Genomic DNA, 12,193 nt, shown 5'->3' on the forward strand with positions numbered 1-12,193 from the left:
ATGTTTAAAAAACTGACTCTGACGGCCGCTTTGCTGCTTGCCATGCAGGCGCAGGCGGCGGATACCCTGCCCCCGACCTTACCGCAGCATCAGGATAACCGTCTGCAACAGGCGGCGACCTCGCCCCGGGTATGGAACGGTATTACGGTCTCTGGCGACGGGCGTATTTTTGCCTCACTGACCCAGTCGGAAGGCCCGGGGCCGCAACTGGTGGAAGTGGGTAAGGATGGCAAGATAACGCCTTATCCCGACGAGCAATGGAACCAGTGGCAGGCCAGCGATGCGCAGCACCATTTCCTGCACGTCAATGCGCTGCGAATCGGGCCGGATGGCAATCTGTGGGTGATGGACGCCGGAAATACCGGCATTGGCACCGGCGATAAAGCCGTTAGCGGTGCGGGCAAGCTGGTCAAAATCGACCTGAAGACCAATCGGGTGGTCGGCGCTTATATCATTGATGCGCCAGTGCAAAAGCCCGCCAGCTATCTCGATGATGTGCGTTTTAACGGTGATTACGCCTATATTACCGATCCGGGCGCAGTAGGTCTGGTGGTGTTGAATCTGAAAACCGGCAAGTCCCACCGGGTACTGGATAACCATCCGCTGTCCATCGATCACGAGCCGATTTATGCCGATGGCAAAAAGCTGCATCTGCGCGACGGACGCGAAAAACGGGTCGGTCTGGATCAGCTGGAAGTCTCGCCGGACGGAAAGTGGCTCTATTATCAGGCGATCCCTGGACCGATGGCCCGTATCGAAACCCGCTACCTCAACGATGATTCGCTTGCGGCCAGTGAAGTGAATCGCCACGCCGAACATTTCCTCGATACCTGGAGTACCGGCGGGACGGCGATCGATAGCGAAGGCAATCTGTATGCCTCCAATATCAATACCCGCTCCGTGATGCGCATTACCCCGCAGGGCAAAGTCAGCACCGTTATCAGCGACCCGCGTCTGGTATGGGTGGATGCGATGTGGATAAGCCACGGCGCTCTGTGGATGCCTGCCGCGCAGATCAACCGGACACCGGCCACTACTGGGGGTAAACCTTCCACGGTCGAGTACCCTGTGAAGCTGTATAAATTACCGCTGCCGATAGCGCCTTCACCGCGCGATCATCAGTAACCCATTCCGGCATCGTCAGTCAGGGCGATGCCGGCTCTTCGCCGAAAATCCCCTTCGCATCGGTAAAGCAGCGTTCGGCAAGCGATGAGATCGGCGGCTGACGACGCATAATCAGTCCCAGCATCGAATCCACCTCCGGTTCTGTGATAGGGATAATCCGCAGGTTATCGCTCAGAGCTTCCAGACCGTTATTGAGTGGCACTATTGCGCAGCAGATACCGGCCTGCACCGCCTGAATTATCTGGAACGTTGAGTCGCTTTCAAAGACATATCTGGGCGTCAGCCCGTGGCCTTTAAAACTTATATCGATAGATTCGCGGTAATGCATCCCTTTGGTCAGAAAGCCCAGCGGCAGCGTGGCTAGCATGGACCAGTCCGGACGGCTTTCACTGAACTGGAAATGACGCAGATCGTGCAGTAGCCCCATATGGGTCGGCATAAGCGGGATCACATCGAAGCATTCTGTGTCGACGTGTTGCAGATAGCAGATGCCCAGATCCAGCTGATTGCGGCTGACGCCATCGATAATCTGCTCAGAAGTAAGAGACAGCAGGCTGAATTGCAGCTCCGGGTATTTATCCGCCAGGGGGGCGATAAGCTGCATTGGGTTCATACTCGCCAGCGGCACCATTCCCAATCGCAACTGACCGACCATCTGACCACGACAGATGGCCGCTTCGGCTTCCAGCCCGTCGTGCGCCGCCAGCAGCGCCCTTGCCCACGCCAGAATGCGTTCACCTTCCGGCGTAAAGCCTTCGAAGCGGTGCCCGCGTTGAATAAGCACCAGTTCCAGCTCTTCTTCCAGGCTGCGGATACGCATGGAAAGCGTGGGTTGGGTGATGTGGCAGGCCGCGGCGGCCTGGCCGAAATGGCGAGTCTGATCGAGGGCAATCAGATATTTAAGCTGTTTGATATCCATGAATGAGTCCGGTCAGGCAGCGCCAACCTGTTATATGGAATGTTATATAAATGTTACGTTTCAGGGCGAGTAAATTCAAGCGTATCGCTCATGTTAGCGAGTACTAACATGAGCAGTGAGGGAAAATTAGCGGATAGATTCCTTCGCCAGGATCTCTTTCGAGCGCAGCCTCACCCGGACAGGCACCGATTTATAGGAAGGCGTGCCGCTCTCGCGGTCAATATAATCCAGCGGCACCAGCACGTTGGCTTCGGGGTAATAGGCGCCGACGGAGCCACGGGCAATGGTATAGGCCACCACGGTGATATCCTCCAGCCGTAGATCGCTACCGGGTAGCGCGGTGTGAATATCCACCCTGTCTCCGTGCTCCAGCTTCAGGCTCGCCATATCCTGCTCATTCATAAACAGCACGTCACGGCGGCCGAAGATGCCGCGATAGCGGTCATCCATAGCGTAAATGGTGGTGTTGTACTGGTCGTGACTGCGTAGCGTAATCATCCGCAGCACATCGTCCCCTTCGACCTGGGTATTTTCATGCACCCCGTTAAAGACCGAAAACATCGCCTTACCGGTGGGCGTTGGCCAGACCCGCCGGGTAGGCGGCAGCGGCATGCGAAAACCGCCGGGGCGGCGAATACGGGCGTTGTAGTTATCGAAGCCGGGAACGGTCTGCTCGATCAGATCGCGGATTTTGTCATAGTCGGCCACCAGCCCCATCCAGTCTACCCGGGTTTCCGGCAGAGCCGCCTGGGCCATGCCAGCCACAATAGCCGGTTCCGAGCGCAGCAGCGTAGAGGCCGGGCGCAGTTTGCCCGAAGAGGCGTGCACCATCGACATTGAATCTTCGACGGTGATCGACTGACGGCCGCTTTCCTGAATATCCAGCTCGGTGCGCCCCAGACACGGCAGAATAAAGGTCTGTTTCGCCACCAGCAGATGGGAGCGATTCAGTTTAGTACCAACGTGCACGCTCAGATCCAGCTTTTGCATGGCCGGAAAGGCGCGCTCGCTGTCAGGCATCGCTACCGCGAAGTTCCCCCCAAGACAGAGAAGCGCCCTCGCCTCGCCGTCGATCATCGCCTGTAGCGCTTTTACCGCATCGTGGCCGTGGCGCTGCGGCGGCGTAAAGCCGAATACCCGTTGCAGATTTGCCAGAAATTCGGCGCCCGGCTTTTCGGTAATGCCCACGGTACGGTTGCCCTGCACGTTGGAATGACCGCGCAGCGGGCAGATCCCGGCCCCTGGCTTGCCGATATTGCCGCGCATCAGCAGCAGATCGGCAATCAGCCGCACGTTAGAGGTGCCCTTGTTATGCTGGGTAATGCCCATGCCGTAGGTAATGATGGTGGCATTAGAGCGGGCGTAGAGAGTCGCCACCTGCTCCAGCTCCTGGCGGGTCAGACCGGATTCTCGTTCTATCTCGTGCCAGGCGGTCTGGCGCAGATCGTCGGCAAAGGCCTCAAAACCCTGGGTATGCTGTTCGATAAACGGGTGATCCAGTACGTTGCCCTGCGCTTGTTCCATCGCCAGCAGGGCTTTCCCGATACCTTTCAGCGCTGCGGCATCGCCCCCGGCTTTTACCTGATAGTAAGTCGAGGCGATATTGGTAGATCGCAGGGTTGCCATCTCGATAATGTCCTGGGGATCGGCGAAGCGTTCCAGCGCCCTCTCGCGCAGCGGATTAAACACAATCACCGGCACGCCGCGACGCGCCAGTTCATGCAGGGTGCCCATCATGCGCGGATGGTTAGTGCCGGGGTTATGACCAATAGAGATCACCAGTTCGGTATCATCGAAGTCTTCCAGCGACACCGTCCCTTTACCAATGCCTATCGACTGAGGCAGCCCGACGCTGGTTGACTCATGGCACATATTGGAACAGTCCGGGAAGTTATTGGTGCCCAACTCCCGGGCAAATAGCTGAAACAGCCAGGCCGCTTCGTTCGACGCCCGGCCCGAGGTATAAAACTCCACCTCGTCTGGCGCCATATCACGCAGCGTTTCGCCAATGCGCCGGAACGCCTCTTCCCAGGGGAGAGGACGCAGAGTATCGCTGGTGCGGTCATAAACCAGAGGATGAGTCAGTCGACCATAGCCTTCCAGCTCAAAGTCGCTTTTGCTCAGTAGCGAGGTCACCGTATTGGCGGCCAGAAATTCCGGTGTGACCCGCTTACTGGTGGCTTCCCAGGTCACTGCCTTGGCGCCGTTTTCGCAGAACTGAAAGGTGGATTTATGCTCTTTATCGGGCCAGGCGCATCCCGGGCAGTCGAAGCCGTCCGGCTGGTTGGTACGCATCAGGGTGACCGGGGCATTGAAGGCATCCATCTGAGTGCGCACGGCAATGGCCGTCGCCTTTAATGCTCCCCAACCTCCGGCCGGGCCATCATAGGGACGTACGCCCGGCACTGCGCGTCTTTTATTATTCATAGGCACTCCTGAATCCGCATTTTATTATTTACAGCGCCCCGCACCGCGGACCGAATAATAACAGTAAAGGTAAGGATATATTTTCTGCGACGGGAGCAAATAACCTTTCTTTTATTGCAGGAATGGTCGCGCTGCGGACGATGATAACGCCGTTTTGTTAACCAAATAATAACACTCAGGGCAAATATGTATAATCGATGTTATCTATAAAGCATTAGATTTAACTTATTCTCTCAGGTGACCGGTGAGGTTGTAATTTACGGTGGTTATAAAAAAACCGCCTTCGGTAGGCGGCCAGTAAATGTTGTCGACTGTACTGTTATACGGCGATTATTATCGCTTCATCAGCTGTACCTGACAGGCCTTCTGCTGCGAATCCATCGCCCGAATAAACGCGGCTTCATCGGGCCAGGCCTTATGATTTTCCCGCAGTTTTGCAATAGCGAGGGTCATATCGTGACGATAAGATTCCGTTGTGGTCGCGTAGTCTTCAACGGCGTATCCGCGCTTCATTAAATCGATGATGGAGCGGTTAACCAGTAGATCGGCACTGTCATGACCGCTTCTGGCGCTCTTAAGCGCATCAAACTGTACCTGGCACATGGCCTGCGCTGCGTCTGCGGATACCGGAACGGGTGCCGCAAAAGCCGCTCCCTGCCCCCCAAACAGTAAAACTGCGGCGAGAACGGTAAAATATTTCCTCATCGGTCTTTCTCCCTCATTAAGGTTTATTTTCGATAGCTGGATAATCTTAACATAGTGGCATACGGAGAATTTTCAGCAAATAAAAAGCCCGGAACGGGCCTTTCGTGGCAATGCGTGAATCAGAATGTCCATTTCAGATCTGCGCTCAGACCATTGTCCTGATAATTATCCGAATACATACCGGTATAGTTAAGCGATACCGATGCCGTATCGTTAATGCTGACTTCGGCTCCGGTTTTCATCACCATTCCGTCCCGGGAAGCGGGTACGGTGCCGGTATTGAACGTGGTCCCGGCCCCCTGGAAGCGTAACCCGACTTCGCGTTCAGGGGAGTTATACTGGTGCAGCCAGCCCAGTTCCCCGCGCAGCGTGATAGCGCTCTCCTTACCGGTCTGCCAGCGTTTGTCCGCCCGTAGCCCCAGGGTAGAGAGCGCCGCGCTGGTGTGCTGACTGTCAGCGCTCAGCGCGCTGGCGCCGCCACGTTCGTTAATCCGGTTGCTGCGATAATCGACCCAGGCCAGGTTGGCGAACGGCTCCAGGTTCAACCAGTCGTTGTTCAGGCTATAACCCGCTTCGGCAAAGATCTGCCCGGTCCCTGCGCTGTAACGTGCCTTATCGCTATCGGACTGACCATAATAATTTACGCTACGGTCCGTTTCTATCCGGTGCCAGGTATAAGCCGTCCCTGCCCGCAGGTTAACGTTATCCCAGGACTTGCCGGTATATAGCGCCAGGTGATAGTTATCGCTGTCCGCCGAGGCATGATTACCGTGCAGCGAGGTGCGGGTAAATCCGGTGGCGGCCCCAACCCGCCAGCCGTCCGCTACATCACCATCTACCCCCAACAGCACGCCGAAGGTGGAATCATGGAAACCGCTGGCGTTATTGTTCCCGCTGGCATGCTGCCAGTTCCCCATCAGGCTGGCCCAGGCGCCGTCTTCATTCTGCCGGATATCGCTGCTGTCGATTTGTCCCTGAGCCTGGCGCAGACGGCTGTTCAGAGTATCGCGCAGATAGCGACTGTTATTCACCAGCGATGAAGCGATATCGGCATGGATCTGGCCGGAAAGCTGACGCATCGCCTGGCGGGCATCGCCCTCCGTGGGTGCCAGCAGCAGACTCTGGTAGACAGAGCTACTGGCGGGCAATTGATCCAGGGCGGCCGCCATACTGCGCTGATTGCGGGTGGCGGCCACATCGGCGAAGCTCAGGTCGCTGCGCGCCAGGGTCACGGCGACGCTGTCCGGCTGGTAAGTGAGCGATGGCGTAATAAAAGGGCCGCTCTCGACTGACGCAAACTGGCCGCTAACGCCGCCACCGGCCGTCAGAAGGGTTCCGGTGCTTCCAATCAGGTTATCCGCCGTTGTGGACTGCGCCAGCAGGTTATTTCGGGCGTAGGGAATCACCGTAACATCGGCGCCCTGAACCGTTGCCGTGCCCGCGACCTTTATCTGGTCGCTGCCAGAGGCATCCACCTCCGCGGCATACAGCGATCCCTGGGCCAGAGTCATATCGCCATCAACGTTCAGAGTGCCGATAGAGTTGCCTGGCGCAACGGTGCTGCCCTGAGCCGCCGTCAGGCTCCCTACCCGACCATTACCACCTGCCAGACCGCCGCTTTGAATCTCCACGTGACCGCTGGTCGCCCCGTTAGCCACAAAGGCCCCCTCTGCGATCACGTCGCTGGTCAGGGTGCCGTTGCTTGCCAGTTGCAATGCCGCACCGCTCGCGATCCGGGTCTGGCCGGTGTAGTCGCTGTTGCCGCTCAGTGTCTGACTTCCCCCGGCAATGGTCAGCCCGCCTTTTTCATGATCCACACCGCCGCTGCGCAGATTCTGGTCGGTAATGCGCCCGGAAAAATCGCCGTGGGCGTTATTCAGCACCAGATTGCGACTGCCCAGAGTGATCAGGCCGCTGCCGCTCAGGCTCTGAAGGGTAACATCGTTCAGGCTGTCCGAAACTCCCCACAGTGGGTTGGCATTCCCGTGTGTGGAAATATCAAACCAGCCGTTATTCACTAATTCAGACGAGGCGGCGATACTGCCTGGACCGCTCAGAAACAGCACCGCATCTTTCTGCACCCGGGTGGCGCCGGTATAGGTGTTAGCGCCGGTCATATTGACCACTATGTTCGGTGCAAGCGTCAGATCGCCTGTGCCGGAAATGGCGCCTGCCAGCCCCAGATAGCCCTTGGTTGCCTGTTGGCCGGAAGGATCGCCCTTCGGCGCCTTCATCGGGTTGCCCATTTCCGCGGTAATCTGACTGAGCTGGCCGTCGGTGGTGAAGTTATCGGCGCTGACAAAGAATGGGGTAAAGGCGGTTAGCCGGTTCTCCAGGTCGTACATCACCGAATACTGAAGAAAGAAGCCCAGCCCCATGGTGATATTCCAGGTTTTTTCATCGCTCCCGTCGGAATCGATAACAAGATTGCCGGTAGGATCCTGCAACAGAATCCCTTCGCCGACAGGGTTACCACTGCTGTCGGTGGGATGCAGGGTCATGGAAACCAGGTTGCTGCTGGTTTCATCGCCCTTCGTGATGATCTTCAGTCCGTTCTGTTGCAGGACAGAACCCAGTTTGGCACTCTCAATAGTGACGTGAGTAGGGTTACCGGTGTCGAGCAGGACGGCGCCTTTTAACGCTTCTCCCGGCACTTCTATCGTTTTTTGCTGCCCGTTCACATCCAGCACGAAGGTATATTTGAATTGCCCCTCATGTTGAGTGGAAGCCGGCGCGCCGGAACCGGGAAAAGTCTGCCGATCGCCCTCGTCATAATGTGCCGCCCAGGGCACCTGGGTGGTAAACTGGGCCCGCACTGCCGGGCTTAAATTCAAAATGGTACAGGGGGCGCAACCGGGGGAAAGTGTACTGGTGTCATCATTATCTGGCGTACTATCGTTACCGGCTACCACGAAACCGCTTTTGGTGACGGTGGCGAAAGGGCTGCCGCCGCTACCCTCAAACAGAAAATCGCCGACACCAAAGGTGCCATAAAAATTTTTTTTCTCTTCATTCTGTTCTTCCGTGGGCTGTCCCGAATCAATTCGCTCTTGCGCATCAAGATCGATATAGAAAGGTTTTTGGAAGCCAGGCACTATGATCGGGTCTTTGGAAATCCGCCCACCATGCTTACCATCCAGTAGCAGGTGCTCAACATGCCCTATTACATAGCCATGACCGCCGCTATCCGGTGTCGAGACAGCGGTGGGATTCTCATCCGCCGTATAATAGGTCAGCGTACTGGCGCGTTTGTGCTGTAACCAGTAACCACCCCATGCGTCATCGCCATAAATGTACGCCTGGGCTTGATCCAGTTGCGGCATCTGCGAGGCATTACCTTGACTCAACACGGCATTAAACTGATCGGATCCGGTATCGAAAATATACTTCTGGGCTGGCCCGCCGTTCACACCCACGGTAATGGTCAGGCGCTCCTCCAGATGGCCCAGCGGTAGTGACACCGGGGTTGCCGCCTGAGCGGATTGCACAGCCGGATATAACGCGGCGCTGACCAGTAGCGCCATAACACTTCTTTTATATGTCATCAGCCATTTTCCTTACCAGAGTCATAAAGCAAGCGCCTGGTTTCAGGCATCAATAAGCCTCGGCGTGCAGAATTAATAATGCACACGCATCGGGGAGTTATTCTGAATTAATAAGTATTATCGCGATAAGACAAGGCTTATTAGAGGATAGAAAAGAGTGTGGGAATAGCAAAATAATTTATTTAAAAGGGACCGTTAAGGCCCCTCTGTAGGGGTTATTTATCGGTTAACTGACCGATAATTTCTCTGACCAGTTGCACCCGATCGTCATTCGGGAACCACTTATTAGCCAGCATAATCACCGCAGTATTTTCCGCCGGAATAAACACCGCATAGGTAGAAAAACCGTTGGTAGAGCCGGTCTTATTATACCAGGTGCTACCGCTGGCGACTTTGGGCGGCGTAATGGCGCTGGCGCGCATCCCGTTAAGAATGCGTTTACCGCTATTGCCTGCCACCAGTTTTTCCGCATTCACCGGCCAGGGGTAGTATTCCCACATCATCGCCTGGGTGAAATCCCGGGTGTGGAAATACCCATGATGAGTGGCGGAAACCGCCTGCTGCCAGTCGTTATCCACCTTCTGCTGGCCCATATTAACGGCCAGCCAGCGGATCAGATCGGCGGAGCTGGATTTCAGTCCATAGGATTCGGCATCCAGCGGTCCAGGCGTCACCCGAACCGGCTGGTCTTCCTTGTTATATCCCTGAGCATAGTCCCCCATCTTATCCTGGGGCACCTCTATCCAGGTGTGATGCATCCCCATGGCGGGTAACAGCCGCTGCTCCATGGCCTGTTTAAAGGGTAATTCCAGCTGTCGGGCGCTAATCATCCCCAACAGCCCTATGCCCAGGTTAGAGTAAACCCGGCGGGAGCCCGGGGGCGAAGGCAGCCGCCAGGCTTTGTACCAGGCCATCAGTTGAGGGGTATCCCGCACGCTGTCCGGCACAAACAGCGGCAGGCCGGAAGTATGGGTCGCCAGGTTGAGCAGCGTGACCCGGTCGAAGGCGCTATTCTTAAGTTCCGGCATCCGGTGGCTCACCGGATCGCGCCAGTCCATTTTGCCCTGCTCCACCGCATAGCTGGCCAGCGCGGCGGTAAAGGTCTTGCTCAGGGAACCTATCTCAAACAGCGTCTGTTCAGTCACCGGCGTCTGGCTCTGCTTTGAGGCCACGCCGTAGTTATAAAAGCGGGTTTTACCGTTGTGCAGTACGGCAATCGCCATGCCCGGTAGCTGATATTTAGCCATTACCGGCTTAACAGCGGCATCAATAGCGCTATTGTACTGCTGGGCCATCGCGCCAGACGCGCAGCACAATACAAGCCCGGAAATCATAAAACGCATCATCACCCAGAATCCTTTTTATTGTTTGTTGGCACCCACATCATTCAGTCCGACGGGACATAATGCAACCACGGAATGCAATGTTATAAAACTGTAACAAACGACTCTTACACTGCTCCCTGGTCACGTGACTGAGACAGGAAGCCATAATGAGCAGACCCTTAACCGCCGTATTTAAACAAGAGCACCGGGAAGAGATTAGCAACCCCAGCGATAATCGCGCCTTTTCCCAGGTCGCCAGCGCATATCTTTCGCGCCGCCGCTTCTTACAGATGGGAATGGTGGCAGGCGCCGCCGTTACCCTGCCGTCGCTCCTGATGCCGCAAAGCGCAGGCGCGAAAACGCCGCTCGCCCACGCCGTTGCGCTGGGTTTTGCCAGTATTCCGGTATCGACGGAAGACCGGGTTATCGTCCCCGAAGGTTATGTCGCCCGTCCCTTTTACCGCTGGGGCGATCCGGTGGGACTGCGCGATAATCTGCCCGCCTTTAAGCCTGATGCCACCAATACCACCGCCGAACAGGCGGCCCAGGCGGGCATGCACCATGATGGAATGGCCTGGTTCAGCCTGCCGCGCGGCTCTGATAATGCCGAACACGGACTGCTGGCGCTGAACCATGAATATATCGATAACGGCCTGCTGTTCCACGACGGCATGGCCGACTGGCGACTGGATAAAGCCCGTAAAGGTCAGAACGCCATGGGGATTTCGGTGATCGAGGTGCAAAAACGCGATGGCGACTGGACAGTGGTTCGTCCTTCGGAATATGCCCGCCGTATTACCGTGGGAACGCCAATGCAGCTTTCCGGCCCGGCGCGCCACCATGCGCTGATGAAGACCGCTGCCGATCCGGCAGGTGAAACTGTATTCGGCACCATGCAGAACTGCTCCTGCGGCCATACCCCCTGGGGAACTTACCTGACCTGCGAAGAGAACTGGTCGGATATTTTTGTGAAACACGGCGAGCGCAACGCGCTGGAACAGCGCTACGGCATTAGCGACAGCGATGAATCTTACCGCTGGAGCGAGGTGGACGACCGCTTTAACGTCGATAAAACCCCGAATGAACCCAACCGTTTTGGCTGGGTGGTGGAAATTGATCCTTATTCGCCGGATTCTACTCCACGTAAACATAGCGCCCTGGGTCGCTTCAAGCATGAGGGGGCCACGGTAACCCTGGCGGATGACGGACGGGTGGTGGTCTATATGGGCGACGACCAGAAGTTTGAATATATCTATAAATTCGTTTCCGACGGCCGCTACAACCCGCAAGACCGCGACTCCAACATGCGGCTGCTGGAGTCCGGCACCCTGTATGTGGCCCGCTTTAACGACGACGGTAGCGGTGAATGGCTGGCGCTGGTCCATGGCAAAAATGGGCTTGATAGCAGCAACGGTTTTGCCAGTCAGGCGGAAGTGCTGATCAAAACCCGACTGGCGGCGGACCTGCTGGGGGCCACTAAAATGGATCGCCCGGAGTGGGTAGCCGTCGATCCGAATCGCAGCGCCAGCGTCTACTGTACGCTGACCAACAACAGCGATCGCGGCACCGAAGGCAAAGCGCCGGTCGATGCCGCCAATCCCCGGGCGAAAAACCTGTTTGGTCATATCATGCACTGGACCGAAGCCGACGATTCACCGGCCTCTACCCGCTTTCAGTGGGATATTCTGGTGCTGGCAGGCCGTACCGACACCGACGATAAAAACGCCAAAGGCACCATGCAGGGGGCGGCCTTCGGCAGCCCGGACGGTCTTTCCTTCGATCATCGCGGCGTACTGTGGATCCAGACGGATGTGTCATCGTCCACCATTAACCAGAAGGCCTATGCCGGAATGGGCAATAACCAGATGGTGGCAACGGTGCCTGGCACCAATGAATATCGGCGTTTCCTGACCGGCCCGCGGGGCTGTGAAATTACCGGCATCGCCTTTACGCCGGATAACCGCACGTTGTTTATCAATATTCAGCATCCTGGTGAAGGCGGCGATGTCTCAGACCCTGCGAATCCCCAGGCGGTCTCCACCTGGCCGGATGCCCAACCCAACGGGCGACCCCGTTCGGCCACCGTGGTGATTACCCGGGAAGATGGCGGGCCGATCGGCACCTGATGCTAATGCCGCCCTGCGGGG

General features: G+C 56.8%; 7 protein-coding genes. 2 read left to right on the top strand and 5 right to left on the bottom strand.

The genetic code is table 11. The annotated features are described in order from the left end of the window. On the top strand, positions 1-1,125 hold the full coding sequence (locus SCU88_RS11810) for an L-dopachrome tautomerase-related protein (RefSeq protein WP_431810138.1): 1,125 nt from the start codon (positions 1-3) through the stop codon (positions 1,123-1,125). Between the two features lie 19 nt (positions 1,126-1,144). On the opposite strand, the gene SCU88_RS11815 is transcribed toward SCU88_RS11810, so the two are convergent. From SCU88_RS11815 to ampC, 5 genes are all read right to left on the bottom strand, one after another. Then, complete coding sequence (locus SCU88_RS11815) at positions 1,145-2,044, bottom strand: LysR substrate-binding domain-containing protein (protein ID WP_175342145.1); 900 nt, start codon at positions 2,042-2,044, stop codon at positions 1,145-1,147. Between the two features lie 126 nt (positions 2,045-2,170). After that, positions 2,171-4,471, bottom strand: a complete 2,301-nt coding sequence (locus SCU88_RS11820; protein ID WP_175342144.1) for an FdhF/YdeP family oxidoreductase — start codon at positions 4,469-4,471, stop codon at positions 2,171-2,173. A gap of 333 nt (positions 4,472-4,804) precedes the next feature. Next, positions 4,805-5,176, bottom strand: coding sequence for a hypothetical protein (locus SCU88_RS11825; protein ID WP_175342143.1), 372 nt, complete (start codon positions 5,174-5,176; stop codon positions 4,805-4,807). Between the two features lie 119 nt (positions 5,177-5,295). Further along, the gene (locus tag SCU88_RS11830; RefSeq protein ID WP_175342142.1) at positions 5,296-8,721 is read right to left on the bottom strand and encodes an autotransporter outer membrane beta-barrel domain-containing protein; all 3,426 of its coding nucleotides are present in this window, start codon (positions 8,719-8,721) and stop codon (positions 5,296-5,298) included. Between the two features lie 215 nt (positions 8,722-8,936). Further along, a complete protein-coding gene (gene ampC, locus SCU88_RS11835; protein WP_175342161.1) occupies positions 8,937-10,064 on the bottom strand; it encodes a class C beta-lactamase in 1,128 nt (375 codons plus the stop codon). Positions 10,065-10,213: 149 nt separating this feature from the next. On the opposite strand from ampC, the gene SCU88_RS11840 reads away from it, so the two are divergent. After that, positions 10,214-12,172, top strand: a complete 1,959-nt coding sequence (locus SCU88_RS11840) for an alkaline phosphatase PhoX (RefSeq protein ID WP_175342141.1) — start codon at positions 10,214-10,216, stop codon at positions 12,170-12,172. The last annotated feature ends 21 nt before the right edge of the window (positions 12,173-12,193 follow it).

The organism is Jejuibacter sp. L23 (assembly GCF_050815825.1).
Taxonomy (GTDB): Bacteria; Pseudomonadota; Gammaproteobacteria; order Enterobacterales; family Enterobacteriaceae; genus Jejubacter; species Jejubacter calystegiae.

Excerpts from the sequence above, each read along its gene's own strand:
- SCU88_RS11825 (WP_175342143.1), bottom strand. The coding sequence starts at position 5,176 with ATGAGGAAATATTTTACCGTTCTCGCCGCAGTTTTACTGTTTGGGGGG.
- SCU88_RS11810 (WP_431810138.1), top strand. The coding sequence starts at position 1 with ATGTTTAAAAAACTGACTCTGACGGCCGCTTTGCTGCTTGCCATGCAG.
- SCU88_RS11840 (WP_175342141.1), top strand. The coding sequence starts at position 10,214 with ATGAGCAGACCCTTAACCGCCGTATTTAAACAAGAGCACCGGGAAGAG.
- ampC (WP_175342161.1), bottom strand. The coding sequence starts at position 10,064 with ATGCGTTTTATGATTTCCGGGCTTGTATTGTGCTGCGCGTCTGGCGCG.
- SCU88_RS11830 (WP_175342142.1), bottom strand. The coding sequence starts at position 8,721 with ATGACATATAAAAGAAGTGTTATGGCGCTACTGGTCAGCGCCGCGTTA.
- SCU88_RS11815 (WP_175342145.1), bottom strand. The coding sequence starts at position 2,044 with ATGGATATCAAACAGCTTAAATATCTGATTGCCCTCGATCAGACTCGC.
- SCU88_RS11820 (WP_175342144.1), bottom strand. The coding sequence starts at position 4,471 with ATGAATAATAAAAGACGCGCAGTGCCGGGCGTACGTCCCTATGATGGC.